At 58.3% G+C, this 23079-nt stretch carries 29 protein-coding genes; 11 read left to right on the forward strand and 18 right to left on the reverse strand.

Annotation, left to right across the window (positions count from 1 at the left end; all coding sequences use genetic code 11):
* Positions 1 to 4: 4 nt before the first annotated feature.
* Genes NCN06_RS00080 through purS form a run of 3 tightly spaced genes read right to left on the reverse strand, consistent with a single transcriptional unit; the run spans position 5 to position 1877 of the window.
* Entirely contained in the window at positions 5 to 970 is a 966-nt protein-coding gene (locus tag NCN06_RS00080; RefSeq protein WP_250398497.1) for a S66 peptidase family protein, read from the reverse strand.
* Positions 970 to 1626, reverse strand: a complete 657-nt coding sequence (purQ, locus tag NCN06_RS00085) for a phosphoribosylformylglycinamidine synthase subunit PurQ (RefSeq protein WP_115025229.1) — start codon at positions 1624 to 1626, stop codon at positions 970 to 972. Before purQ ends, NCN06_RS00080 begins: the two co-directional genes overlap by 1 nt.
* Entirely contained in the window at positions 1623 to 1877 is a 255-nt protein-coding gene (gene purS / locus NCN06_RS00090) for a phosphoribosylformylglycinamidine synthase subunit PurS (protein ID WP_115025381.1), read from the reverse strand. The genes purQ and purS overlap by 4 nt, the downstream gene beginning before the upstream one ends.
* A gap of 55 nt (positions 1878 to 1932) precedes the next feature.
* Here purS and NCN06_RS00095 point away from each other — a divergent pair, with 55 nt between their 5' ends.
* A complete protein-coding gene (locus NCN06_RS00095; RefSeq protein WP_226422374.1) occupies positions 1933 to 2337 on the forward strand; it encodes a hypothetical protein in 405 nt (134 codons plus the stop codon).
* A 38-nt stretch (positions 2338 to 2375) separates the two neighbouring features.
* Positions 2376 to 2690, forward strand: coding sequence for a Tat pathway signal protein (locus NCN06_RS00100; protein ID WP_115025228.1), 315 nt, complete (start codon positions 2376 to 2378; stop codon positions 2688 to 2690).
* Here NCN06_RS00100 and NCN06_RS00105 read toward each other — a convergent pair.
* The 3 genes from NCN06_RS00105 to NCN06_RS00115 are packed head-to-tail and all read right to left on the reverse strand — an operon-like array spanning position 2651 to position 4676.
* Positions 2651 to 3745 carry a mechanosensitive ion channel family protein gene (locus tag NCN06_RS00105; RefSeq protein ID WP_350223171.1) on the reverse strand — a complete coding sequence of 365 codons (1095 nt, stop codon included), beginning with the start codon at positions 3743 to 3745 and terminating at the stop codon, positions 2651 to 2653. The two genes, NCN06_RS00100 and NCN06_RS00105, sit on opposite strands and share 40 nt — an antisense overlap.
* Positions 3742 to 4359 (reverse strand): DUF938 domain-containing protein, encoded by a 618-nt coding sequence (locus NCN06_RS00110; protein ID WP_226407905.1) that lies wholly within the window; start codon positions 4357 to 4359, stop codon positions 3742 to 3744. The genes NCN06_RS00105 and NCN06_RS00110 overlap by 4 nt, the downstream gene beginning before the upstream one ends.
* Before the next feature lie 2 nt (positions 4360 to 4361).
* Positions 4362 to 4676, reverse strand: a complete 315-nt coding sequence (locus tag NCN06_RS00115) for an ArsR/SmtB family transcription factor (RefSeq protein WP_226408280.1) — start codon at positions 4674 to 4676, stop codon at positions 4362 to 4364.
* A gap of 63 nt (positions 4677 to 4739) precedes the next feature.
* On the opposite strand from NCN06_RS00115, the gene NCN06_RS00120 reads away from it, so the two are divergent.
* The 5 genes from NCN06_RS00120 to NCN06_RS00140 all read left to right on the forward strand — a co-directional run bounded on the left by NCN06_RS00120 (position 4740) and on the right by NCN06_RS00140 (position 8604).
* The gene (locus NCN06_RS00120) at positions 4740 to 5762 is read left to right on the forward strand and encodes an ArsJ-associated glyceraldehyde-3-phosphate dehydrogenase (RefSeq protein ID WP_226422375.1); all 1023 of its coding nucleotides are present in this window, start codon (positions 4740 to 4742) and stop codon (positions 5760 to 5762) included.
* Positions 5759 to 7012, forward strand: coding sequence for an organoarsenical effux MFS transporter ArsJ (arsJ, locus tag NCN06_RS00125; protein ID WP_115025224.1), 1254 nt, complete (start codon positions 5759 to 5761; stop codon positions 7010 to 7012). Before NCN06_RS00120 ends, arsJ begins: the two co-directional genes overlap by 4 nt.
* Positions 7009 to 7506, forward strand: a complete 498-nt coding sequence (locus NCN06_RS00130) for a thermonuclease family protein (protein ID WP_115025223.1) — start codon at positions 7009 to 7011, stop codon at positions 7504 to 7506. Before arsJ ends, NCN06_RS00130 begins: the two co-directional genes overlap by 4 nt.
* An 89-nt stretch (positions 7507 to 7595) precedes the next feature.
* Positions 7596 to 7817: a hypothetical protein gene (locus NCN06_RS00135; protein WP_041435027.1), complete on the forward strand. Its 222-nt coding sequence runs from the start codon at positions 7596 to 7598 to the stop codon at positions 7815 to 7817.
* A 49-nt stretch (positions 7818 to 7866) separates the two neighbouring features.
* Positions 7867 to 8604, forward strand: coding sequence for a hypothetical protein (locus NCN06_RS00140; protein WP_226422376.1), 738 nt, complete (start codon positions 7867 to 7869; stop codon positions 8602 to 8604).
* A gap of 187 nt (positions 8605 to 8791) precedes the next feature.
* Here NCN06_RS00140 and NCN06_RS00145 read toward each other — a convergent pair whose 3' ends face one another.
* Complete coding sequence (locus NCN06_RS00145; protein WP_170951270.1) at positions 8792 to 9004, reverse strand: DUF8641 family protein; 213 nt, start codon at positions 9002 to 9004, stop codon at positions 8792 to 8794.
* 207 nt (positions 9005 to 9211) lie between these two features.
* Here NCN06_RS00145 and NCN06_RS00150 point away from each other — a divergent pair, with 207 nt between their 5' ends.
* Complete coding sequence (locus NCN06_RS00150; RefSeq protein WP_226422377.1) at positions 9212 to 9514, forward strand: hypothetical protein; 303 nt, start codon at positions 9212 to 9214, stop codon at positions 9512 to 9514.
* Positions 9515 to 9790: 276 nt separating this feature from the next.
* On the opposite strand, the gene ppk2 is transcribed toward NCN06_RS00150, so the two are convergent.
* From ppk2 to NCN06_RS00165, 3 genes are all read right to left on the reverse strand, one after another.
* The gene (ppk2, locus tag NCN06_RS00155; RefSeq protein ID WP_350223176.1) at positions 9791 to 10705 is read right to left on the reverse strand and encodes a polyphosphate kinase 2; all 915 of its coding nucleotides are present in this window, start codon (positions 10703 to 10705) and stop codon (positions 9791 to 9793) included.
* Positions 10706 to 10797: 92 nt separating this feature from the next.
* Positions 10798 to 12123: an ATP-binding protein gene (locus NCN06_RS00160; RefSeq protein ID WP_250398498.1), complete on the reverse strand. Its 1326-nt coding sequence runs from the start codon at positions 12121 to 12123 to the stop codon at positions 10798 to 10800.
* Entirely contained in the window at positions 12101 to 12826 is a 726-nt protein-coding gene (locus NCN06_RS00165; protein WP_170952223.1) for a response regulator, read from the reverse strand. Before NCN06_RS00165 ends, NCN06_RS00160 begins: the two co-directional genes overlap by 23 nt.
* A 136-nt stretch (positions 12827 to 12962) precedes the next feature.
* On the opposite strand from NCN06_RS00165, the gene NCN06_RS00170 reads away from it, so the two are divergent.
* On the forward strand, positions 12963 to 13427 hold the full coding sequence (locus NCN06_RS00170) for an EF-hand domain-containing protein (RefSeq protein ID WP_115025221.1): 465 nt from the start codon (positions 12963 to 12965) through the stop codon (positions 13425 to 13427).
* On the opposite strand, the gene NCN06_RS00175 is transcribed toward NCN06_RS00170, so the two are convergent.
* From NCN06_RS00175 to NCN06_RS00185, 3 genes are read right to left on the reverse strand one after another with little or no spacing between them, the layout of a single operon-like run.
* Positions 13412 to 13780 carry a hypothetical protein gene (locus NCN06_RS00175; protein WP_115025220.1) on the reverse strand — a complete coding sequence of 123 codons (369 nt, stop codon included), beginning with the start codon at positions 13778 to 13780 and terminating at the stop codon, positions 13412 to 13414. The two genes, NCN06_RS00170 and NCN06_RS00175, sit on opposite strands and share 16 nt — an antisense overlap.
* A 59-nt stretch (positions 13781 to 13839) precedes the next feature.
* A complete protein-coding gene (locus tag NCN06_RS00180) occupies positions 13840 to 14454 on the reverse strand; it encodes a DUF4335 domain-containing protein (protein WP_226422380.1) in 615 nt (204 codons plus the stop codon).
* A gap of 7 nt (positions 14455 to 14461) precedes the next feature.
* Complete coding sequence (locus NCN06_RS00185; RefSeq protein ID WP_115095335.1) at positions 14462 to 15010, reverse strand: DUF3038 domain-containing protein; 549 nt, start codon at positions 15008 to 15010, stop codon at positions 14462 to 14464.
* 7 nt (positions 15011 to 15017) lie between these two features.
* Here NCN06_RS00185 and NCN06_RS00190 point away from each other — a divergent pair, with 7 nt between their 5' ends.
* Positions 15018 to 15572, forward strand: a complete 555-nt coding sequence (locus NCN06_RS00190) for an adenine phosphoribosyltransferase (RefSeq protein WP_250398663.1) — start codon at positions 15018 to 15020, stop codon at positions 15570 to 15572.
* Here the strand turns inward: NCN06_RS00190 and NCN06_RS00195 are convergent.
* From NCN06_RS00195 to dapB, 5 genes are all read right to left on the reverse strand, one after another.
* A complete protein-coding gene (locus tag NCN06_RS00195; RefSeq protein WP_115025373.1) occupies positions 15563 to 15775 on the reverse strand; it encodes a DUF2949 domain-containing protein in 213 nt (70 codons plus the stop codon). The two genes, NCN06_RS00190 and NCN06_RS00195, sit on opposite strands and share 10 nt — an antisense overlap.
* Positions 15776 to 15795: 20 nt before the next feature.
* Entirely contained in the window at positions 15796 to 16941 is a 1146-nt protein-coding gene (locus NCN06_RS00200; RefSeq protein ID WP_250398499.1) for an FAD-dependent monooxygenase, read from the reverse strand.
* 41 nt (positions 16942 to 16982) lie between these two features.
* On the reverse strand, positions 16983 to 17237 hold the full coding sequence (locus NCN06_RS00205) for a CAB/ELIP/HLIP family chlorophyll-binding protein (protein WP_226407866.1): 255 nt from the start codon (positions 17235 to 17237) through the stop codon (positions 16983 to 16985).
* 76 nt (positions 17238 to 17313) lie between these two features.
* Positions 17314 to 17964 (reverse strand): DUF8619 family protein, encoded by a 651-nt coding sequence (locus NCN06_RS00210; protein WP_115025215.1) that lies wholly within the window; start codon positions 17962 to 17964, stop codon positions 17314 to 17316.
* Positions 17965 to 17974: 10 nt separating this feature from the next.
* Positions 17975 to 18808 (reverse strand): 4-hydroxy-tetrahydrodipicolinate reductase, encoded by an 834-nt coding sequence (dapB, locus tag NCN06_RS00215; protein WP_250398500.1) that lies wholly within the window; start codon positions 18806 to 18808, stop codon positions 17975 to 17977.
* 114 nt (positions 18809 to 18922) lie between these two features.
* Between dapB and NCN06_RS00220 the strand changes: the two genes are divergently transcribed.
* On the forward strand, positions 18923 to 22933 hold the full coding sequence (locus NCN06_RS00220) for a magnesium chelatase subunit H (RefSeq protein WP_250398501.1): 4011 nt from the start codon (positions 18923 to 18925) through the stop codon (positions 22931 to 22933).
* The last annotated feature ends 146 nt before the right edge of the window (positions 22934 to 23079 follow it).

The raw sequence follows: 23079 nt of genomic DNA on the forward strand, positions 1-23079 counted from the left end.
CAGATCAGGGAATCAGGCTGAGAAGGCCCCGCTGGCCATCCAGTTGTGCTTGTGATCCCAGAGGTAAAGCCTCGTTGGGGCGACCATGGCCCACCGGCAGATTGAGCACTAGGGGAATGCCAAGATCGCCCAGGCGTTCCTCAAGGATCTCCTCCATGGTGAAATCACCGGGGAGGATGTCGTCTTTTGCCCAGCTGAAGCGACCGCAGGCCACCCCCGCCAAGTGCTGCAAAAGGCCAGCGCTGCGCCATTGGGTCAGCATTCGGTCCACCCGGTAGGGCGCTTCTCCAACGTCTTCCAGCACCAAAATGGCCCCCTTCAAAGAGGGAAGCCAGCGCGTTCCGATCAGATGGGTCGCCACGGTCAGATTGGTGACAACCAAAGGGCCGCGAGCGATCCCCCGCCGTCTTGGCTCTCCCTGCAGAGGTTCTACCGGACGTCCACGGAGCAGATCCACCGTCCGTTGCCACTGCGCATCTGTGCCGCCGCTGGATCCATGGATCCCCCCAGGCAGGCCGGCGGCCCATTGGGCCAGCAGCAGGGAGCTGGTGTCAGAGAACCCAAGGCTCCATTTTGGATGTCGTGGAAAGCGGAATCCGGCTTCGAGCACGCGGGCGGCCCCCCAGCCACCTCCGACGGTCAGCACAGCATCAACTGTTGGATCATTCCAGGCAGCCGTCAGATCGCTGCTCCGCTCCCGGTCGGTTCCGGAGAAATAGCGCCACTGACGGGTGACTGCTGCTGGGATCTCCAGATGCCAGCGCTGTTCATCACAGCGCTCGAGCAAGAGTTTCAGATCGGTGTCTGGATCTATCCATGTGCCGGGGTTCACGGCGCGGATGCGTGCTCCAGGTTTCAGCGGTGCCAACCTCCGCTGGGCGCTCATGGCCCGGGGGGAGAGCAGGGCCGTGACGACAGTGGATGCAATGGTGGATGCCCCTGAGATCAGCAGCGTCCGGCGGCTCTGCATCAGCCCAGCAGGGCCTCCAGCATGCGTCGGCCGTCGGTTCCTCCAGTCGCAGGATCACAGGCCCGTTCCGGGTGGGGCATCAAGCCCAAAACGTTGCCGCTGGTGTTGGTGATGCCGGCGATGTCTGCGATTGATCCATTGGGATTGTTGCCGTAGCTGAGGGCAATGGCGTCTTCGTCCTGAAGCTGTTTCAACGTGTCATCACTGCACTGATAACGGCCTTCCCCGTGGGCGATCGGCAAGGTCAGCGTTCCGCCCCCGTCGCTGTACCCCTGCATCCAGGCCGAGCGCTGACTCACAACCTTGAGGGGCGTGTTCTCACAGATGAAGTGCAGATCCCGGTTTCTGGTCAGTGCTCCGGGCAGCAGCCCAAGTTCCGTCAGTACCTGGAATCCGTTGCAGATCCCGAGCACGCGACCGCCCCGGGCTGCAAAGTCAATCAGCGATTGCAGGGCTGGTGCGAAGCGTGCAATGGCACCGCAACGCAGATAGTCGCCGTAACTGAACCCTCCAGGCAGAACGATGGCGTCAAAGCTGCTCAGGTCGGTCTCTTCATGCCAGACCCGGCGTGTGCTCAAGCCCAGGCATCCCTCCGTTGCCCATTGCACGTCCCGATCACAGTTCGAGCCCGGAAAAACGATGACCCCGATGCTCATGAGTGGTTCAGCTCCAGAGTCCAGTCCTCGATCACCGGGTTGGCCAGCAGTCGATCACTGAGCAATTCCAACTTGCGGCGGGCCTCCGCTTCATCGGGGGCCTCTATCTCTATTTCCACGGCTTTTCCGATCCGCAATTTGCTGAGGCCTTCCACCCCAAGACGTTCAGCGGCACCACGCGCGGCTTCTCCGGCTGGATCGAGCACAGAGGGGCGCAGACGCACAAGGACGCGGGCTTGAAAACGCGGCACGATCAGCAACTGGTCTGATCGAATCCTGACAGACACCAAACCCTGAAGAGATCTGATGCCCCCCACGGGCGTGACAGTCGCCCGTTCGCATGGTGAGGAGGAGTCCTTTCGCCAGCGTGCTGCCCAGCGAGTGTCTGTGTTTCACATCAAGCTCTGGACAGCTGCTCTACTAATAATCGGTAGTTCAGTCGGCGGCACGTCCGTTGCAGCGGCATCGATGCGCTGCCGGATCGGAGAGCAGGCCTGGAGTCCATGCCGCATGGTCGCCGCGACTCCTGGACAGCGCTGGGTGTTGACCTGGGATCAGCAGCGCGTCGAATTCGTCCATGACGGAACTGGTCAGATGATGATGCGGGTTGGTCAGAACCAGGCGTGGCTGCAGGTGCAACCCTCCTGGACGGCGGATCGCAGTCTCTGTTGGGGCGCTGTCTGCGCCCATGGGGCCATCCCTCTGGAATGAAATCGTGGTGATAGACCTGTGGAGAGGGCAGATTCCCGATGGCTGTTTTTTCTCTCCCCTGTTCCAGCTGCGGAACACCTGTTGAGATCCCAGGCCGTTACGGCTTCAAGTTGAAAAATGCAGGCATTTCCAACACGGTCTGCACCAGCTGTCGTCAGGAATCATTTTTGGCGTCGCGGCGCGACAACATCTCCCAGCAGATCACTCTCGGAACAAGTGCGGATCAGCGTCGCTTGATTCCTTTCACGGCTGCTGTGGCTGCGTTGGCCTTGTTGATTGGTGGTGTTGTCTGGCGTTCGGCAGCCCCGACCCATCAAGACGCTTTGCCAGTGAGTGAATCTCCCTCTAAGTAGAGCGTTTGGCTTGGGAAGGCAAATTCAATGCCTGCTCGGGCAAAAGCATCCATGATTGCGAGGTTGATCGCTTGCTGATCATTTAATGCAACGGTGAAATCTCGGGTGTCGATGTAATAAACAAGCTCAAAATTCAGACTTGAATCAGCAAATTCGGTGAAGTGACAGCGATTGAAGGTGCTGTGCTTCTGAGAATCGATGATGGTTTGAATGATGGTTGGGATGGACTTCATCTGATCGACAGTTGTGTCGTAGGTGACGCCAATCGAATAGATCATGCGGCGTTGCGCCATTTCGGCGAAATTAAGGATGGTTGAGCCTGTGAGGGTTGAGTTGCTCATCACCACTTGTTCGCCACGCAGGCTTCGCAGATGGGTGGAGCGAACACCGATTCTTTCCACTGTTGCTGATGTTGAGCCCACCGAGATGAATTGACCAACGGTGAATGGCTTATCCAGAAGAATCATCATGTAGGCAAACAATTCCTGGGCCGGCTCTTTCAAGGCCAAGCCAATGCCGATACCGCCGGCGCTTAATAAGCCCCAGATCACGGTCATCTTGACACCGAGGCTCTGCAGCAGCACCAGGGTGCCGATGCCCCAGATCACTGCTCTTAGTAGTGGGAGAAGACTTTGAAATAAATGCTCAAGATCTTCTGCACCTGAACGTCGGGCGACCCCCGTCAGAAAGCGAGCGCCGACACGGTTGACAAACCTGATCAGAACGATTGTTCCAACAAGTGTTAGTGCTGTGTCGTAGGCACGCTCAACGTTGATGGGCAGCCCAAGTTCTTTTTGCGTGAGGATCAGGACGACGACAATTCCGAACGGAATGATTGAATCCGCAAGGGCATTTAGGACAAAGTCGTCGAAGTTGGTTTTGCTTCTCTTGGTGAAGCGAGGAAAGATTTTCCTGCACAGAAAGGACAGGACCAGGGTGGCAGCGATGCCGATCAGGATTTTTATCAAGAGCTCACCAAGACCCATGCCTTCCGCCGTTGTCAAGGCTGAATTGTGGAGTGCCTGGTGGGAGCTGGCAAGAACCTCTTCGCTCAACGGCGGCGAAGCACCAGAGTCAGGTTGTTGGCGGGCATGGGCACCACGTCGTCGATTTTGAAACCAGCGTTTGCGGCAAGAGACGTTACCAAGCTCACCTCTCGCAACCCCCACTGGTTGTTCCGCTCCCTTAGCGATCTGTCGAAGGCGGCATTGCTCGCGCTCGTGTGGGCGCCATTGCGCATGAAGGGGCCATAGATGATCAGTGGGGCCCCGCTGGGCAGCAGCACGGCAGATTCTTCGAGCACCGCATTGGTGCAGTTGGCTGGACTGATGTGCAGCAGGTTGATACAAACCACAGCGCTCAGTGACGCTCCAATGGTTTGGGGGAGGGGCCAGGGTCGTTCCTCAACATCAAGATTGAGGGCTGCTGGCATGACATTGCTCAGGCCTTGGTGGCGGATCCAGGCATCGATGCTGGCGCGATGGTCTGGATCCGGATCGCTGGCCTGCCAGAGCAGATTCGTGAACCGCTGCTGAAAGCAGACGGCATGTTCTCCACTCCCACTGGCCAGCTCCAGCACAGCTCCTGCAGCGGGCAGCAGCTGGCTCAGCAGATCCCCGATGGGCCTGCGATTGCGTTCCGTTGCCGGAAAAAAAAGCCGTTGGTCCATCGTTATTCCTGACAGGGGACAGCGTCTTGGCTGCAGTGGAGGCGCAGATCGGCTAGCCAGGCCTCCAGCGCTGCGAGGGCATTCGGTTGCAGCCGGTAGTAAATCCAGCGACCGCTTTGCCGATCGCTCAGTAGCCCTGCTTCGCGCAGCACCCTGAGGTGAAAGGAGAGTTTGGACTGGGGGAGGTTGAGATCCCCCGTTAAATCACAGACGCATCGTTCCCCCAGCGCCAGTGCATGAATCACCTTGAGGCGGATGGGGTCGGCCAGTGCTTTGAGCATCTGCCTCGACTGCTCGACATTGAGGGTGTTCTGCATCACAGGAGCAGCATCCACCGATCTGTTTGGATCAACATAATTTGATTGATCAGTGGGGTTGCTATGCGCATCGGTATCAACGGGTTTGGACGGATTGGTCGTCTGGTGTTTCGGGCTCTCTGGGGTCGGCCTGGCATTGAACTGGTGCATGTCAATGATCCCGCTGGTGACGCTGCAACGGCGGCTCACCTGCTGGAGTTCGATTCCGTCCATGGTCGTTGGGATCGGGGGATCGCCAGCAGTGCCGATGGTTTCACTGTGGAGGGATCCGAGCTCACCTGGTCCAGCGAAAAAGATCCCACGGCTGTGCCCTGGATCGATCGGGGTGTGGAGATGGTGCTGGAGGCCAGCGGAAAGATCAAGACGCCGGAGACCCTCAACCCCTACTTCGAGCAGGTGGGCCTGAAGCGTGTGGTGGTGGCCTGTCCGGTGAAGGGTGTTGTTGCCGGTGAGGAGGCGCTCAACATTGTTTATGGCATTAATCATCAGCTGTATGAGCCAGCGCGGCACAAATTGGTGACGGCGGCCTCCTGCACCACCAACTGCCTGGCGCCGGTGGTGAAGGTGGTGCACGAAAACTTTGGGATCGAGCACGGACTGATCACCACCATTCATGACATCACCAACACCCAGGTGCCGATCGACTCCTTCAAAAGTGATCTGCGCCGGGCACGTTCCGGACTGACCTCACTGATCCCCACCACCACCGGGTCGGCCAAGGCGATCGCCATGATCTTCCCCGAGCTCATGGGCAAGCTCAATGGCCATGCCGTGCGCGTTCCCCTGCTGAATGGTTCCCTCACTGACGCGGTGTTCGAGCTCAAGCAGAACGTCACGGTGGAGCAGGTGAATGCTGCTTTCAAAGCTGCAGCCGATGGTCCGCTGCAGGGAATCCTCGGCTACGAGGAACGCCCGTTGGTGTCTTGCGACTACACCAACGACAACCGCAGCTCGATCGTCGATGCCCTCTCGACGATGGTGGTGGATGACAACCAGCTGAAAGTGTTCGCCTGGTACGACAACGAATGGGGCTACAGCTGCCGCATGGCCGACCTCACCTGTCATGTGGTGGAACGCGAGTCATGAAGCTCTCGCCGCTGCAGCAATACGGCATCGTCACCGCCAACTATTGGGCCTTCACGCTCACCGACGGTGCCCTGCGGATGTTGGTGGTGTTCCATTTCCACCAGCTCGGCTACACCACCCTCGAGATCGCCGCTCTGTTCCTCTTTTATGAATTCTTTGGGGTGGTCACCAACCTGTACGGCGGTTGGATTGGTGCCCGCTATGGGCTTCGGCTAACCCTCTGGATGGGCACGCTGCTCCAGATCCTTGCACTGCTGATGTTGATTCCCGTCACAGCTGGGTGGCCGAAGCTGTTGAGCGTGGTTTACGTGATGGTGGCTCAGGCGATCAGTGGCATCGCCAAAGATCTCAACAAGATGAGCGCCAAAAGTGCCATCAAGACGGTGGTGCCCGAAACCCCAGAGGATGAACAGCAGGGGCAACAAAAGCTGTTCAAATGGGTGGCGATCCTGACGGGATCGAAGAATGCTCTCAAGGGTGTGGGCTTTTTTCTGGGTGGGGTGTTGCTCACCGCTTTTGGCTTCAACGCCGCCGTGGGCTGGATGGCCGCGGGCCTTGCCCTCGCCTTCCTGCTGACCCTGGTGCTGCCGGGGGAGATCGGAAAGATGAAGTCAAAACCAGCGTTTGCAGCCCTGTTCTCCAAATCCCAGGGCATCAATGTGCTGTCTTTGGCGCGCTTCTTTCTGTTCGGTGCCCGTGATGTCTGGTTCGTGGTGGCCTTACCGGTGTTTCTGGAGGCTTCCTTGGGGTGGAGCTTCTGGGAGATCGGTGGCTTTCTTGGCCTTTGGGTGATCGGTTACGGCATCGTCCAGGGAACAGCTCCTGGTCTACGAAAACTCTGGGGTCAGACCGCTCCGCCTGGCGTGTCCGCCGTGCAGTTCTGGAGTGCGCTTTTGACGGCGATCCCGGCTCTGATTGCTGTTGCGCTTTGGCGAGAGGTTGATGTGGCGGTTGCTATCACCGCCGGCCTTGCCGCCTTCGGGGTGGTGTTCGCGATGAATTCGTCCATCCACTCCTACATGGTGCTGGCCTACACCGATGCGGAGAGTGTCAGCCTCAACGTGGGCTTCTATTACATGGCCAATGCTGCTGGGCGCCTGGTGGGAACCATGCTCTCTGGAGCGGTGTTCATGCTCGGGAAAACGGAGGCCGCTGGCATGCAGGCCTGTCTCTGGGCTTCATCACTGTTGGTGTTGTTGTCATGGGTCAGCAGCCTCAGACTGCCGGCTGTGCGAAATGCCCCAGGATGAAGAGGATTGCTGCAGCACTGTTGATGGCTTTGGCTCTGCCGCTTTCGAGTCGCGCAGAGTTGCAGCCGGTTCGGGTGTTGAGCATCAGCAACGCGCAGCAGCTGCTGGTTGAGTTGGATGGTCAGGGGAGAGCGGTTCGGTTGGCTTGTCTCCAGGCTCCGCGACGGAGTCAGACGCCATGGGCAACGCGTGCATCGGTGGCCATCAGTGCCTTAGTGAAGGTCGGAGACCAAGCTTTGTTTGAGCTCCGCTCACGCGATGTGTACGGACGCCTGGTGGGACGCCTCCTGATCGATGGGGAAGATCTCGGTGCTGCCTTGATTCGTCAAGGTGCGGTTGTTGCCTGGGATGGCTTCCTTGGACGTTGTGATGATCTCGATTATTCCGTTCTTGAAACGGAGGCGGCCTCTGCAGAGCTTGGGGTCTGGTCAGCGCAACCTCCGCTCGAGCGTCCTTGGGATGTGATGGAACGGGAAGGTGGTGGTGAACCCTGAATTTCTGCTGAATATCGCTGCATTGGTAGGGATTCAGACACCCGAATGCCGGGATTTTCTGCTGAATGGAATTATTCGCTTCCGATCTGATGCGCGATGAGCCTGGCAGCCCTGATTGTCGTTTGGTGATCGACGCCAAGCGATCCCTGGAAGATGTGCTGCGTTTGATCGCTGATCTGCCCCACACCGATCACATGCGGCGGCAGCTTCTGTCGGTGTACAACCAGTTGGAGGGCATGCACGACTTAAAACGGAGTGGTGGTGCCAATGTGTCGTTTCGCTCTGCCGATTGGAGTTCGTCGGCGAAGTGATGCTGGTTCGGCCGCTGCTGATCAGACTTTGAGCAACTGATTACGTTCAGTGGTCTGGGGGGTCGCTTTTTTCTGTGTGCTGGCGATCGGCAGTTGTCATTGGCTGGCCAGTTTGGTCGTCTCGCGTCCAGACCAGCATCAGCAACGCTGGGCGTCGGTTGGAGGTGGGGCTGGCTTGGCCTATGTGTTTCTCCATCTGCTGCCGGAGTTGGCAACGGGGGGATCTGAACTTTCGGACGCTCGGGGTCTCATCGATTACGTGCCGACACCTCTGGTGGAGGCTTTGCTGTTCCTGGTTGCCCTCTTGGGCGTCCTGGTGGTTTTCAGTCTGAACGTGGTGATGAAGCAAAGGCAAGATGCACCTCCTTTTGCGGTGTGGTTGCAGCTCTTCAGCTTTGCGGCGATCAACTATCTCTATGCCTATTCCCTGCCATCACTCATCACAACCGGGATTGGTTACGGCATCTTGTTCACTGTTGCGATCAGCGCCCACGTTCTGTTGACGGACCGCTACGCCGCGGTGCACCATCCTCAGCGATTTCGCCGTCGGAATCGTTGGATTGGAAGCGCCGCCCTTGTTGTGGGGCTTCTGCACGCTTTGGTGTTTCATCCCGTGGATGCGCTCACCCTGGCCATGGCGACGGCATTCTTGGGAGGAGGGCTTTTGATGGCGGTGTTTCGCGATGAATTGCCTGACGCCCGGCAGGCTCGTCTTCCCTGGCTCTTGGTGGGATGCGGCGGCATGGGAGGGCTGCTGCTGCTCCAACTCCTTCGCCATGGCCATTAATGCGCGTCACCGATAAGGTCAGTTGTCGCCTTCGCTTCCCTTAGAGATGTTTGAAAACGACCGCCGTCCCGCTTGGCTGAACTGGGTTTTTCTCGGGATGTTTCTCTGGTCGTCTTGGCAGCTCTTTGGCTTTTGGTCCCAGCGGCTCAGCGGTTGAGCGATTGAAACTTGGATTGATGCGGTGCTCTTAGACAAGGGCGCCGGTCAGACGCAGGGTTCCCCACAGGTCGAAGACACAGAAAATTAGTCCGATCACGATGATGTCCCAGGCCTTATGACGCAGGGCCCAAGGAGCGAGAAACAATTCAGCAATCCCGTGGAGTGCCGTGCCCATCGCGATGTGCTCAAGCACCAGCAGGCCATGGGCCAACAGGAACAACGCACTGGCGATGCATCGCATTAGGACTTGCCAGGAACCGAGCAAAACCCGCAGGACTGGATGGTCCGACACCTTAAAGCGTGCTGACGTCTCGACTCAAGCCCAGTGAGCACTTCGGGTGAAGCCTGCTCATTTGCTATCAGCACTTAATTCTGTGACGTTATTTCTCCTGGGTTGAGGTAAAACTTTTGATCGCTAAATTTCAGCTATCTCTCTTCGAGTTCCTCGATGCGTCTTCAATACTGGATTGGACAGCAACTTAGAAAGCACAAAGAGTTGCTCTATAACCTCGGAGCGATTTCGTCCTATGCATCCATGCTGACATTCTTTTGGCATGGGATCGGCATGATTCTTGCAAAGGAGCATCCAAAACACACATTGGTTGTGTATGCCGGGTTGACGTTGTTTTCGATTTTGGTGATGGCACCCTATAAGTGGGATAAGAAATGGATGCGTATCAAGACATCGGTTGGAATGTTGGTGTTTGGTTTGTCGCTGCTAATCTATTTGTTCTGCTTCATTGTTTATTGACGAGGCTTTAGGTATCAGCATCAGATTGGTGTATCCCGATATGTAGTTCGGTTTTGTTCGATTGCAGTTGCTTTGTCTCAGTGAGATCGGGTTGAGCCCCCATTGGTTTCCCCGGTTGGCTTCCTGGTGGGGGGATTCAGGGTTTGCTGAAGCCGCTCAGGTGCACAGAGGCGGTCGACATGCGACGATGCCTATGCACCTTAATGCTGCTTTATAAAAAAGAGTATTGATTTGGTTTAAATATTTTTTAGCTCCGCTTTTGCGCAGGAGAGCCCTTCAGTCTTTGTAGGGATAGTGGTTGGGAACAAAGAACTGTTCGTTGAAGGGAGGTCGCTTATAGCCGCCTTGCTTTGGACGTTTTGGCATCTTGATCGGTTCTGGTGTCATGTCTTCATAGGGCACCTTGCTGAGAATGTGGCTTAGGCAATTCAGGCGAGCACGACGTTTGTCATTGGCTTCCACGGTGAACCAAGGTGCTTCTGGAATATGCGTCTTGGAAAACATGATGTCTTTCGCTTTGGAGTACTCCACCCAGCGATTGCGCGACTCGATGTCCATAGGACTCATTTTCCAGCGCCGCTCTTCGTTATCAATGCGTTCCTGGAAACGCTTCTCCTGCTCATCATCATTGATGGAGAACCAGTATTTCAGCAGCAGAATTCCGTCCTGCACCAGCATTTGCTCAAACCGGGGGCAGGACACATAGAACTGCTCGACCTGTTCGGCGCTTGCAAAACCCATGACCTTTTCCACCCCGGCCCGGTTGTACCAGCTGCGATCGAAGACGACGATTTCTCCAGCACCGGGGAAGTGCTCGACGTAGCGCTGGAAATACCATTGGCTTTTCTGATGCTCTGACGGGGTACCCAGGGCAACCACCCGACAGCCCCTTGGGTTCAATGGTTCCGTCAGACGTTTGATCGATCCTCCCTTGCCTGCGGCATCCCTTCCTTCAAACAGGATGATCATGCGAAAGCCCGTGGCTTTCACCCAGTACTGCATCTTGACCAGTTCCGTCTGGAGTTTGGCCAGCTCCTTTTCGTAGATCTTTTTGCTCAGCCGTTTGTGCTTGTTGGAAAAGCCCTCTTGTAGCTCCACCATGAGTTCCTGTGGATGCTCGATATCGCCATCGCTGTAGTGATCTATGGCCTCGAGTACACCTGTGAAGTCATGTTCTTTTGACTGGCTCATGCTGGAGATGGATTTTTCTTCTGTTTTGGCAGGAACGCCGTCAGCGGGCACGATCCGGGCCGATTTTTTACGGAATTACGGTACTTTTCGTCTCATCCCCTGGGGAGGTTGATGATGACGCCAAATCGTCCTGGGTCTCCGTTCCCTTGCCGGAAATTGATCTTTCCCTCGTGGGTGCGGATCACATGATTCACGATGGCCAGCCCTAGACCGCAATGGCCTTGACGTCCCCGTGCCGAATCCAGGCGTTGAAAGGGTTGCAGAGCACGTTCCCAATCACTGCTGGGTATTCCCTGGCCCTGGTCCCAGACTTCAATCGCTACCTCTGATCCCGTCTTTCGTAGGCGAACGACAACTGGTGTGGTGCCATAACTGAATGCATTGTCGACCAGGTTGCTCACGGCGCGCCCCAGGGCAATCGGTCGAATTCGCACGCTGATGGAACTGAGTTGGAGTTGCAGCTGGTTACTGGGCTGTCCAGCAACCGTTTCAGCCAGCCACTGATCCAGCGGACAGACGACATACTCCTCGCGCTCACCGCCTCCGGCGTACAGCAGAAACTGGCCTGTGATCCGCTCGAGTGCATCCAGATCGCTTTGGCAGCGCGTTCGCTCATCTGCGTTCAGCTCCGGCATCGACAGACGGAACTGCAACCGCGTCAAAGGTGCCCGCAGATCGTGGGCGATGCCCGCCAGCATGGTGACGCGCTCCCTCTGAGCTTCCGCGAGCCGACGCACCATGGCGTTGAAGCGTCGCGAGATTCGCCGAACCTCTGGAGCCCCCTGCTCCGGGACCGGATCGCGGTCGTTGTCCTCCCCAACGCGGGACACCGCGTCCTCGAGCTTTCGAAGGGGACGGGCGACATCAAGGAGTAGGTAGAGCACCCCAGTGATCACGACAGCACTCACCAGGGCCAGCAGCAGGAGCATCGGTTGCGGCGGCCAGGCGCGTGCCATCGGGAGGGGTGTACGCAGCCAGACCGGTTCCAGCGGAGAAAACAGCTCAATCCAAACCTCGGGCGTTCCAGACCTGTTGGGGGCTGGTCGGAGCTCAGGGCAGTGCGTCAGGCGAGAGCAGAGCACTTGTTGCAGTTCCTGGCGCCGCTGGGCCATCCCCTGCGTCTCTTTGGTCGGTCTCGATGGTTGTTGGCTGACCAGCAGTTCCAGACCGGTGAGCTCGCTGATCAGTGCGGGGGGATAGCGCTCCAGGGTCAATTCGGTGAGGCGCACGTTCAACGCCAGATCTCGACCCAGCTGCAGGGTTTGGATGCGTTCCAGTTGCCGCCCGAACAGCACCTGCAGCACCAGTAGGGCCAGCATCCAACTGGCTAGAAGCGTCGTACCCCAGACACCGAAGCGGGCTAGTCCACGTGTCACCCCCCGTTGGCTGGGCATCTCAGCGGGATCTCGGCGTGCCATCCGGGACAAAGACATAGCCATATCCCCAAACCGTCTGCACGTAGCGGGGCCGGCTTGGATCCGGTTCCACCAACTTGCGCACCCGTGACACCTGAACGTCCATGCTGCGGCTATCGGTGTCGCTGCCGGGACCTCGGGCGAGTTCGATCAGGCGCTCTCGGGAGAGGGGCCGATGCGGGTGGCGAACAAAGGCGGCCAGAAGACTGAACTCACCACTGGTGATCACAACCGGTTGATTGTTCTTCAGCAACGTGCGTGAGGAGAGATCCAGCTGGTTGTCTCCAAAACCGACGCACTCACCACCTTCCACCGGTGTTCCTGCAGGCAATGCGTTGCGCCGTCGCAACACGGCTTCGATCCGGGCCGTGAGTTCCCGAGGTAAGAACGGTTTGGCGATGTAATCATCTGCGCCCTGCTCGAGGCCGATGATCCGATCAACACCGTCGGCACGGGCGGTGAGCATCACCACAGGGAGATCATCTCCGGCATCCCGCAGTCTCCGCAGCGCCGTCAGGCCATCATCGCCGGGCAGCATCAGATCAAACACCACCAGGTCTGGGCGTTGGCACTCCAGACGCGCCTCGAATTGCTTTACATCGCAGAGACTGCGCACGTCGTATCCCTGATCCATCAGGTACGTGCCGACCATCTTTCTCAGTTCCGGGTCGTCATCCACCACCCAGATCATGGTGTCCTTGGCCATGTCCATCAGCGGTTGGGCTGATGGTATGCAGTGGCTAAGCCTCTGTCCCTTTCCGGTAGGACCCAGTCACAGCTGATCAGGCGTCGGTCATCCATCAGTCATCGTCAGAGATGCCCAAGCTCCATAGGCTGGCGTCATGAATGCGCTGACCGCCATCCGTGTGCTCGGGCCGTTGGCATTCGTGGTGAGTCCCTTGGCACTGCAGGCTGGCCCGGGCAACAAGACCATGCGTGTTTACAGCGCCAGGATGGAAACATTGTTCATCCGCTTGGACGTCAACAGTGATGGTCGACTGGATGCGTCTGAAGTGCAGGGACGCCGTGGGCTGAGCCGTCGGCTCAAACGCCAGAACAATCGTTCCTATCTTCTGCTGGAGGATCTACGTCTCCAGGATTCATCGCCCAGTGGGCCAAGGCTCAAGCAGCATTTCAGCCAGGCCGACCGCGACCGGAACCGTGGCTTGGATCGACGGGAAGCCAAACGCATCCCTTGGATCAGTCGCAACTTCAACGTTTTGGATCGTGATCGGGACGGAACCGTGACGTTGCAGGAGTTGTGGAATCATCAGCGCTCCTTAGCTCCGCGTCAGCGCCTTCCTTGATTGGGGGGAGACACCACCAGTCGGATGATGCGAATCAACCTCCAGAGAGCACCAAGCAGGAGGACTCCAGCCAGAAGCGCAATAGCAGTGATCAGCACGATGGCGGCAAGCCTGAGCAGGGCCTCCAGCAATTGCTGGACGCCGCCAATCAGATCATCGATGGCTTCACTGACCAGCAGCATGATGTCGACCTGCTGGGGCAACTGCTGCAGCAGCACGACGAGGCCCGCTGCACCAGCCAGCATCAGCACGACGACAGTGAACTGACGCAAGACTGGGCCGTAGGGAAACCGACGCCGGGGCCGAAAGACTCGCCGCTGATCGAGTTTGCTGCTCCGGCGTGCCTTCTTCATGGCCTGGTGCGGATCAGGGTGCCGTCACTCCGGCGATTCTGAAGCGTGTTTCCTGCACGTCAACGGTCTGACTGCGTTTCCGGCTTCTCCACGGGCGCTGCAGCTGGCGATGTCTCCTTGATCTCCTGAGGCAATGGAACCAGCCATGCGGTCGCAATGGAGCATGCAAGGGCGACCCCAGCAAGAAGTGGCGGTCCTAGGCGTTTCTGCAAAGGAATGCGATCGACGATCTCCTGGCGCTGCAGGGGCCGGTCCTCGGGAAACGTCCAGGTCAGCTTGACCCTGGTGTCGATCCGCAACTGATCGAGGCAGCGCACCAGGTCAGCCAATTCAGCGTCATCGAGCTTGAGCTGAAGCGGCTCAACGCCCTCTCGGCTGCTGCGTAGTTCCAGCAGATGGTTTGTCTGATTCGGCCCGATGCTCACAAAACCGCTCTCCTGGCCAAAGCGGCGTTGCACTCCAGATAAGTGATGTCTGGCGTAGGGCATCACTGCTGCCATCAGGGCCTCGAGATGATCCCGGGTGCCTTCCAGTTCCGGTGCTCCCACCAACTGCAGCCGCCAGGACGAGAGGATTCCGACCGCATCACTGGAATGCCCGGCGGAGAGATCTGGAAAGCCCTCCACCACAAGCCGTGCTGCCGTTTGTTCGTATTGGTACGTCGTTTTCAACATGGTCGGCCTATGGAGTGGGATCGAGCAAGGTGGCGCGGAGCCGATTGATTCCACCTGGGCCTGCGCAGAACGCCAGGGTGCTGATCAGCTGACGGTGCAGTGCTCCTGCCGGCTCCATCTTGAGAAGGCGAACCACGGCTTCCCTCCGCAGATTCATTCGCTCCTCAATAAGGTCCCGCAGACGCTCGTGGAATAACTGCCAACGCTGTTGAGTGAGCTGTTCCGGCTCGCGGCTCGACAGGAGTTGGTGGAGCATCGGATACAGCCGCTCCGCCATGGCACAGACCAGGCAGATTAGGGATTCGGCATCGACAGGGTCGAGCTGGTCCCGACAGGTGGTGCGCCTCAGGGGGTTGTGACAACGCCGCTTCCAGAGCTCAACCCGGTTGGGGAATTGAGCCTGGAGGCCCATCTGCTGGCTGGTCCAGACCATCGCCTCGCCACCATTGAGGTCGAGAGCCTCGATGGTCAGCAACAGCAGATCGAGACGCTCAACGCCCCGTCGGCTAAGTCGTGCACCCCCTTGGAGAATGCTGGACGATGGAGCTTCAGTCATGGCTGCGATGATGCCAGGGGCCATGCCATTGCGTCACCTGGATTTGGATCTTCAGTCGCACATTCGCTCAATTCCCGACTTTCCCAAGCCTGGAATTTTGTTCCGAGACATCAACCCGCTTCTGCGATCACCAGAGGCCATGGCTGAAGTGATCCGGCAGTTGGGCCGGGTGTGCGATGAGGTGAAGCCTGATCTGATTGTGGGGATCGAATCCCGGGGTTTCATTTTTGGGGCTCCTCTGGCCAGCGACCGACGCCTTGGCTTCGTGCCTGTGCGGAAGCCCGGAAAGCTTCCCGGTGAGGTGGTTGGTCTTGATTACGCCCTGGAGTACGGCACCGATCGGCTAGAGATCCAAGCCGATGCTTTTGAGAATTCGCCGCGGGTGCTTGTGGTGGATGATCTGCTTGCCACGGGTGGAACGGCTGCAGCGACAGGACAACTGGTGGAGCAGGCCGGTGGTTGCTTGGTGGGTTTTGCGTTCGTGATCGAGCTGGAGGGGCTTGGTGGGCGCCACGCGTTGCCCGCAGGTCAACCCGTGGAAGCGTTGTTGCGTTACGGCTGACTGTTCTGCCAGTCGAAGACCTCTTCGAGCTGGTTCAAGCTCAACAAGCCAAAGCTCCAAAGCACGATCGGCAGTGGGGCCTGTTCCAGTTCCGCCTGGCGTTGCCCCAGTTCAAGGGCACTGGGGCTCAGTCCCAGCCGACGCTGAAGAAATTGCAGCAGGGAGTCGGCTGGTGGAGGTTGCCGATGGCTGCACAACACCATGGTCTTGACCGGCGCTGCTGTCAGTTTGGCAACGCCTGCCAAAGCTGCATGGGGCCGTCACTCATGGCCCGCAGGCTGAGCCTGCGCAGACCAGAAAACTGTTTCAGCAGCTGCAGAGCCAAGCGCCGCAGCGGCAACAGCAGCGGTTGGCGGTTGGAAAACACACGCACCAGAAGATCAGTCGCCAAACCCACTTGGAGCACATCCAGCCAGCGGCTCATCCCGTAGTTCCTCGCGATCGTTGCGGCGCTGCCGCCCCGTTGCACGGCGCAGAGAAGACCATCAACATCGCGCCAACACAGATTGAGCCCCTGCCCTCCTACGGGATGGCAGCGGTGAGCGGCTTCTCCGATCAGCACGCCTCGACCGCGGTGAAAGCGCCGAGCTAGCAGCCATTGTTGAGGGAAAGCTCTGGGTTGATCGAGCAAACGATCTGGCTCAATTCCTGGGGGAAGAACGGCGGCCAGCTGATCCAGAAACTGACTGCGCTTCAGCGTGCTGCGCTGTTGGCAACGCTGCCAGGGTGCGCTCCACACCACCTGGAAGCGTCCCTGCCCCAAAGGCAGGACAGCGAACGGTCCTTCCGGCCGAAACATCTCACAGGCTCTGTCGTGGGCGAGTCCCCGCAGAACGACCTTGGCAGTGAGACAACCCTGGCGATAACGCATCTGCCAGTGATGGATTCCCCAGGCTTCTCGGGTGGGGGAAGCAGGTCCATCAGCCGCAACGACCAGGGCGTCTGAGCTGGGCTCAGGGCATGGTTCAGCCAGATGCAATTCAACGTTGTTGTGGCCCTGCAGTCGGGCCAGCAACAGCTCCATCAATGGACGGTGATCCAGGATCCAACCAATTCCGTCGTGGTTCCTGTTGGCGGCAGCGAGATCGGCCTGGCCGAACAGGACCCGAGAATTCGTGGCACCGTCCCGTAAATCCAGTTCTCGGAAGGGCACCAAGGCATCGGAGAGGTCCTCCCAGAGCCCGAGGGTCGTCAGTAGCCGACGACTGGAATGTGTGATTGCGTAGGCCCGGCTTCTTGCCTGAAGTTCGGAAGCTGTCAACGGGTCAAACAGGACCACACGCTGACCATTGAGGCCGAGGGCAAGTGCTGTGAGGGCACCGGTTGGACCAGCACCCAGAACGCGTATTTCAGGAAGGGATGGAGCCATTCATCAAGTCTGGCCAGCCATCCCTCCGGAGCGCGAGAGGATCAACCCAGGCCGAGCAGCCCGTGAACGAAGGATTCGCCGCCCAGTGCCAACTCAGTGGCCAGCAGAGAAATGAAGCCGAGCATGGCCATGCGGCCGTTCAGCTTCTCGGCGCGGTCATGGAACCCCCAGCCTTGTTCAGCTTCAACCACTTCCATGCGGGGTTCGGATGCAAAGGCGTTGAGACGGCCACCGTCTTCCGTTGTGACCGTTGCTCCGCGGATGACCGCAGCGTTGGAGGAGGGGGTCTGAGACATGGGAGCCGCTCTTGAATTGCTACGAAGTGTAAACCAACTTTAAGAAATGTTCACGGATGGTTGCTTGTCGGCCGTTTTAACGGCGGTTGATGCGGAGCTGGCACAGCTCTTCAAAGGCGGGTCTCAACAAGAAGGGGTATTCACCCACCCACATCTTCAAGCCAGGCAGCCAGGCATCGCTGAGAGCACCGATTTTTGAGAAATCCTTGCGCTCACTCAGCACCAGACAGCGGATCAGGCTGCCGCGGCGAATCGATTGATGTTTTTTGTCCATCGGAAAAGCCACCCGACCGAGGTAACCCTCCTCGTCCTCGAGTTCAAGAAGCATCCAGGTGCGTCGGTTCTCCACAAGTTCAAGCCGGCCGCGGCTATCGGCCTGTTCGTGGCGGTTCTCGATGCGCTCTCGGGTGATCACGTCTGCCACCTCTCCTTCGAAGAGGGCTGCCGCCGGATAGCGACGCAGGGTGGCATTGCGTTGACCTGCCTGAAGGATCGGTCCCCAGAGCACGTAAAGCAGAAACACCACGCCTGTCACCAGCCAGAAGGGGCCCCAGCGGCTGGACATCTGGCTCTGACTGATCAGCAGGGTGATCACCCCGCCGATGGCGGCGACCATCAGGCGTTGCAGCACCTCCTGGGGCTTGCCGAGGGAGACGCGGAATTGGTTGCCGGTTGCAACGGCTGGAATCAGGCGTTGCAGTTCACCGGGGCGGAGGGGAATGAGCATGGTGTCGCCCTCAGATCAGACGCTCGAGGCCATAAACAAGGCTGCTCAGGCTCCCCACTTTGCGCACCGTGAGCAGCACGCCTGGCATGTAGGCAGAACGATCGATCGTGTCGTGACGGAGGGTGTAGGTCTCCCCGGGGGCGCCGAACATGACCTCCTGATGCGCCACTAGCCCCGGCAGGCGTACGGAGTGAAGCCGCAGGCCACTATCCCGTTGCCCGCCGCGGCAACCCGTCAGGGACTCGTGCTCCTCCACCTCTTCCGGATTGAACGTCTTGCCGAGTTCTTCCATCAGCTCAGCGGTTTTGATGCAAGTGCCGCTGGGTGCATCCGCCTTGCGGTTGTGATGCAACTCCGTCAGTTCTGCGTGGTCGTAAAACCGCGCCGCGGCTGCCGCCGCTTGCTGCAACAGCACCATGCCCACAGAAAAGTTGGGAATCACGGCTCCACCCACGGACGCTTTCGAGGAAAATTCGGTGAGGTCGTTGAGTTGCTCAGGGGATAACCCGGTTGTGCCGATCACGGGATGAACGCCATAGGCAATCGCTGCCCTGGTGTGCTCGTACACAACCGAGGGGTGCGTGAAGTCCACCAGGACGGCACCGCTGCCGCTGTCACGTACCGACTGGCTCACAGCACAAAGACAACCTTCGAAATCGGCTGTGACGGCCACCTCCAGCTCGCCCAACCCCAATTCCAGCCCAACATCCACGCCTTCTTTGCCAGGAGTGTTGTCGATCGCTCCAGCCAGGCTGCAGTCCTCGGCTCCCACCACAGCCTTGATGACTTCAGCTCCCATGCGCCCCAGGGCACCGGCGACAACAACGGGAATAGGAGCGGTCATGAAAGCGCAGCAGACGCTTCAAAGCCTATGGGGCGGCTCGTGTAACGGCCGATCCAAAATCCTCGCGCCCAAGGGGCGGTCACCGTAAGGTTCTTCACATTGCTCAAAGCGCTGATGTTCACACAGGTCCGCTCCGCCGATCGCCGCGTTGCTCCTGTGGAGGGTCAGAACCACAAATCCGTGATGAAGGCGGTTTATGTGGTGCTTGAGCCCCAGTATCAAAACGCCCTAACCCAGGCAGCTACTGCGCTTAACGCCTCTGGTGGTGATCTCGGAATCGAGCTGAGCGGCTACTTGATCGAGGAACTGCGAGACGAGGACAACTACGCCGGGTTCTGCGCAGACGTGGCCGAGGCGGATGTGTTTATCGCCTCGCTGATCTTCATCGAGGACCTGGCACAAAAGGTTGTTGATGCAGTGGCGCCTCACCGAGATCGCCTGAAAGCAGCGGTGGTCTTCCCGTCCATGCCCGAGGTGATGCGGCTCAACAAGCTGGGCAGCTTCTCCATGGCGCAGCTTGGTCAGAGCAAAAGCGCCATTGCTGGCTTCATGAAGAAGCGGAAGGAAGCCGGAGGCGCTGGTTTCCAAGACGCCATGCTCAAGCTGCTGAACACGCTGCCCACCGTTCTCAAGTACCTGCCGGTTGAAAAAGCGCAGGATGCCCGCAGCTTCATGCTGAGCTTTCAGTACTGGTTGGGGGGGACGCCCGACAACCTGCGCAATTTCCTGCTGATGCTGGCGGACAAGTACGTCTTTCCTGCAGCGGAAGGAGATGAACGTCCAGCGATGGAGGTGGCGGAGCCCGAGGTCTTCCCTGACCTTGGCATTTGGCACCCCCTTGCCCCTTCGATGTTTGAGGACCTCAAGGAGTATCTGAACTGGACGTCAAGTCGTACGGATCTTTCTGAGAAAGCCCTTAAGGGGCCCATGATTGGTCTGGTGTTGCAGCGCAGCCACATCGTCACCGGTGACGATGCCCACTACGTCGCCATCATTCAGGAACTGGAGTTTCGCGGTGCGCGAGTCCTCCCGATCTTCTGCGGTGGTCTCGATTTCTCCAAGCCGGTCAACGCCTTCTTCTTCGACCCCCTGAATCCCGAGCAGCCCTTGGTGGATGGGATCGTCTCCCTGACGGGCTTTGCACTGGTCGGAGGGCCTGCTCGCCAGGACCACCCGAAAGCCATTGAGTCCCTGAAGAAGCTCAATCGTCCATATATGGTCGCGCTTCCTCTTGTGTTCCAAACCACCCAGGAGTGGGAACAGAGCGACCTCGGCCTTCACCCTGTGCAGGTGGCCCTGCAAATCGCCATCCCTGAATTGGATGGCGCGATCGAGCCGATCGTTCTCTCCGGCCGCGACGATGCCACCGGCAAGGCCCATACCCTCCAAGATCGTGTTGATGCCATCGCTGAGCGCGCGATTCGTTGGTCGTCGCTACGGATCAAGCCCCGCATCGACAAGAAGCTGGCGATCACGGTGTTCAGCTTCCCTCCCGACAAGGGCAATGTCGGAACGGCGGCCTATCTCGACGTCTTCGGTTCCATCCATCGGGTGATGCAGGAGATGAAGGCGAAGGGCTACGACGTGCAGGGCTTGCCTTCGACGCCTCGTGATCTGCTGGAGGCGGTGATCAACGACGCCGATGCCATGCAGGGCTCGCCGGAGCTTTCCATTGCCCATCGGATGAGCGTTGAGGAATACGAACGCCTGACCCCTTACTCCCAGAGGCTTGAAGAGAACTGGGGCAAGCCTCCCGGCAATCTCAACAGCGATGGCCAAAATTTGCTGGTCTTCGGTCGCCACTTCGGCAATGTCTTTGTCGGCGTTCAGCCCACCTTCGGCTACGAAGGCGACCCCATGCGCTTGCTCTACTCCCGTAGTGCAAGCCCCCACCATGGATTTGCTGCCTACTACACCTATCTGCAGAAGATCTGGAAGGCCGATGCGGTGCTCCACTTCGGCACCCATGGCTCCCTGGAGTTCATGCCCGGCAAGCAGATGGGCATGAGTGAAAGCTGCTACCCCGATTCATTGATCGGTGCCCTCCCAAACCTCTATTACTACGCCGCCAATAACCCCTCGGAAGCCACCATCGCCAAGCGTCGTGGCTACGCCTCGACCATCAGCTACCTCACCCCACCGGCTGAAAATGCAGGCCTCTACCGGGGTCTGAAGGAGTTGGGTGAGCTTGTTGGTTCCTACCAACAGCTGCGTGAAGGTGGCCGCGGCGTTCAAATCGTCAACACCATCATTGAGACGGCGCGTCAGTGCAACCTCGATAAGGATGTCGACCTGCCCGAAGACGACGCCTCTTCCATCGACCTGGAAGGGCGCGATGCCTTGGTCGGTGCCGTCTACCGACAGTTGATGGAGATCGAGAGCCGTCTTCTGCCCTGTGGTCTCCACACCATCGGTAAACCTCCCACTGCAGAGGAAGCCATTGCCACATTGGTGAGCATCGCTGCTCTGGAGCGTGAGGAGGATGGCCTCCGTTCGCTTCCCGGATTGTTGGCTGAAGCGATAGGTCGTTCCATCGAGGATGTCTACAAAGGCAATGACGAGGGTGTGCTCGCCGACGTTGAGCTCAATCGCACGATCACGGAGACATCCCGAGCTGCGATCGGAGCCATGGTCCGTACGCTCACCGGTCGTGACGGTCGGGTCAGCTTGCGCAACAGCTTCGGCTGGTTCTACGACCTCCTGGCCAAGTTTGGTTTCAAGCTGCCCTCCCCCTGGCTGCGGGCCTGCTGCACCGCGGGCTTTGTTCAGATCGACGCCACCGAGCTCGACAAGCTCTTTGCTTACCTGCGCTTCTGTCTCGAGCAGGTGTGTGCCGACATGGAGATGGAGAGTCTGTTGAAGGCTCTTGATGGCGAATACATTCTTCCGGGTCCTGGTGGCGACCCGATTCGTAATCCTGGCGTGCTGCCCAGTGGCAAGAACATCCATGCACTGGACCCGCAGGCGATTCCTACCCGCGCTGCGGTCGCAGCTGCCAAGGGTGTTGTTGACAAGCTGATTGACCGTCAGCGCGAGGAGCAGGGCACATGGCCCGAGACCATTGCCTGTGTGCTCTGGGGAACTGACAACATCAAGACCTACGGCGAATCCCTGGCTCAGATCCTCTGGTTCGTTGGTGTCAAGCCGATGCCGGATTCCGTTGGTCGAGTCAACAAACTCGAGCTGATTCCTCTGGAAGAACTCGGACGCCCCCGTGTTGATGTGGTGGTGAACTGCTCCGGTGTGTTCCGTGATCTGTTCATCAACCAGATGGCCTTGATTGATCAGGCCGTAAAAATGGCGGCCGAGGCCGATGAGCCCCTGGAGCAGAACTTCGTGCGCAAGCATGCCCTGGAGCAGGCGGAGAAGGAAGGAACCAGTCTTCGGGATGCAGCCTGCCGGGTGTTTTCCAATGCCAGCGGCAGCTATAGCTCCAACGTGAATCTGGCTGTTGAAAACAGCACCTGGGAAGAGGAAGGCGAACTTCAGGAGATGTATCTCTCTCGTAAGACTTTTGCCTTCAATGCCGACAATCCCGGCGAGATGAACCAGAAGCGGGAGGTGTTCGAGAACGTGATGAAGACAGCGGATGTCACCTTCCAGAACTTGGACTCTGCTGAGATCTCCCTCACCGATGTGAGCCACTACTTCGATTCCGACCCCACAAAGTTGATCGCTGGACTCCGTGACGACGGCAAAGCTCCCACCAGCTACATCGCTGACACCACCACTGCCAACGCCCAGGTTCGCTCGTTGAGCGAAACTATTCGATTGGATTCACGCACAAAGTTGCTGAACCCCAAGTGGTATGAGGGCATGCTTAATTCCGGATATGAGGGTGTGCGTGAGGTTTCAAAACGGCTCAACTTCACTCTGGGCTGGAGTGCCACCAGTGGTGCCGTAGACAATTTTGTCTACGAGGAAGCCAATGAAACCTTCATCAATGATCCGGAGATGCGCAAGCGTCTGCTGGAACTGAACCCCAATAGTTTCCGCCAAATTGTGGGCACGCTTCTCGAGGTGCATGGTCGGGGTTATTGGGAGACCTCAGACGAAAACATCGAGCAGTTGCAGGAGCTTTATCAAGAGGTGGAGGATCGTATTGAGGGTGTTGTTACGGACTAATCGCGTTGTTTTAATACAATTAAGCCAAACTTAGATCAATACATTTACTTGAATGGCTTTGCGCTATTTCTAGTACAGACTTGCATGATAGTTGAATGAATAAAATGCATTAAACAGCGATAGGATGACTTTTTATTGGCCAATTC

The sequence above is a fragment of the Synechococcus sp. MU1648 genome (genome assembly GCF_023630615.1).
GTDB lineage: Bacteria > Cyanobacteriota > Cyanobacteriia > PCC-6307 > Cyanobiaceae > Parasynechococcus.

Excerpts from the sequence above, each read along its gene's own strand:
- NCN06_RS00080 (WP_250398497.1), bottom strand. The coding sequence starts at position 970 with ATGCAGAGCCGCCGGACGCTGCTGATCTCAGGGGCATCCACCATTGCA.
- purQ (WP_115025229.1), bottom strand. The coding sequence starts at position 1,626 with ATGAGCATCGGGGTCATCGTTTTTCCGGGCTCGAACTGTGATCGGGAC.
- NCN06_RS00095 (WP_226422374.1), top strand. The coding sequence starts at position 1,933 with ATGCCCCCCACGGGCGTGACAGTCGCCCGTTCGCATGGTGAGGAGGAG.
- NCN06_RS00100 (WP_115025228.1), top strand. The coding sequence starts at position 2,376 with ATGGCTGTTTTTTCTCTCCCCTGTTCCAGCTGCGGAACACCTGTTGAG.
- NCN06_RS00110 (WP_226407905.1), bottom strand. The coding sequence starts at position 4,359 with ATGGACCAACGGCTTTTTTTTCCGGCAACGGAACGCAATCGCAGGCCC.
- NCN06_RS00115 (WP_226408280.1), bottom strand. The coding sequence starts at position 4,676 with ATGCAGAACACCCTCAATGTCGAGCAGTCGAGGCAGATGCTCAAAGCA.
- NCN06_RS00120 (WP_226422375.1), top strand. The coding sequence starts at position 4,740 with ATGCGCATCGGTATCAACGGGTTTGGACGGATTGGTCGTCTGGTGTTT.
- arsJ (WP_115025224.1), top strand. The coding sequence starts at position 5,759 with ATGAAGCTCTCGCCGCTGCAGCAATACGGCATCGTCACCGCCAACTAT.
- NCN06_RS00130 (WP_115025223.1), top strand. The coding sequence starts at position 7,009 with ATGAAGAGGATTGCTGCAGCACTGTTGATGGCTTTGGCTCTGCCGCTT.
- NCN06_RS00135 (WP_041435027.1), top strand. The coding sequence starts at position 7,596 with ATGCGCGATGAGCCTGGCAGCCCTGATTGTCGTTTGGTGATCGACGCC.
- NCN06_RS00145 (WP_170951270.1), bottom strand. The coding sequence starts at position 9,004 with ATGCGATGCATCGCCAGTGCGTTGTTCCTGTTGGCCCATGGCCTGCTG.
- NCN06_RS00150 (WP_226422377.1), top strand. The coding sequence starts at position 9,212 with ATGCGTCTTCAATACTGGATTGGACAGCAACTTAGAAAGCACAAAGAG.
- ppk2 (WP_350223176.1), bottom strand. The coding sequence starts at position 10,705 with ATGAGCCAGTCAAAAGAACATGACTTCACAGGTGTACTCGAGGCCATA.
- NCN06_RS00160 (WP_250398498.1), bottom strand. The coding sequence starts at position 12,123 with ATGGCACGCCGAGATCCCGCTGAGATGCCCAGCCAACGGGGGGTGACA.
- NCN06_RS00165 (WP_170952223.1), bottom strand. The coding sequence starts at position 12,826 with ATGGCCAAGGACACCATGATCTGGGTGGTGGATGACGACCCGGAACTG.
- NCN06_RS00170 (WP_115025221.1), top strand. The coding sequence starts at position 12,963 with ATGAATGCGCTGACCGCCATCCGTGTGCTCGGGCCGTTGGCATTCGTG.
- NCN06_RS00175 (WP_115025220.1), bottom strand. The coding sequence starts at position 13,780 with ATGAAGAAGGCACGCCGGAGCAGCAAACTCGATCAGCGGCGAGTCTTT.
- NCN06_RS00180 (WP_226422380.1), bottom strand. The coding sequence starts at position 14,454 with ATGTTGAAAACGACGTACCAATACGAACAAACGGCAGCACGGCTTGTG.
- NCN06_RS00185 (WP_115095335.1), bottom strand. The coding sequence starts at position 15,010 with ATGACTGAAGCTCCATCGTCCAGCATTCTCCAAGGGGGTGCACGACTT.
- NCN06_RS00190 (WP_250398663.1), top strand. The coding sequence starts at position 15,018 with ATGATGCCAGGGGCCATGCCATTGCGTCACCTGGATTTGGATCTTCAG.
- NCN06_RS00195 (WP_115025373.1), bottom strand. The coding sequence starts at position 15,775 with ATGGTGTTGTGCAGCCATCGGCAACCTCCACCAGCCGACTCCCTGCTG.
- NCN06_RS00200 (WP_250398499.1), bottom strand. The coding sequence starts at position 16,941 with ATGGCTCCATCCCTTCCTGAAATACGCGTTCTGGGTGCTGGTCCAACC.
- NCN06_RS00205 (WP_226407866.1), bottom strand. The coding sequence starts at position 17,237 with ATGTCTCAGACCCCCTCCTCCAACGCTGCGGTCATCCGCGGAGCAACG.
- NCN06_RS00210 (WP_115025215.1), bottom strand. The coding sequence starts at position 17,964 with ATGCTCATTCCCCTCCGCCCCGGTGAACTGCAACGCCTGATTCCAGCC.
- dapB (WP_250398500.1), bottom strand. The coding sequence starts at position 18,808 with ATGACCGCTCCTATTCCCGTTGTTGTCGCCGGTGCCCTGGGGCGCATG.
- NCN06_RS00220 (WP_250398501.1), top strand. The coding sequence starts at position 18,923 with ATGTTCACACAGGTCCGCTCCGCCGATCGCCGCGTTGCTCCTGTGGAG.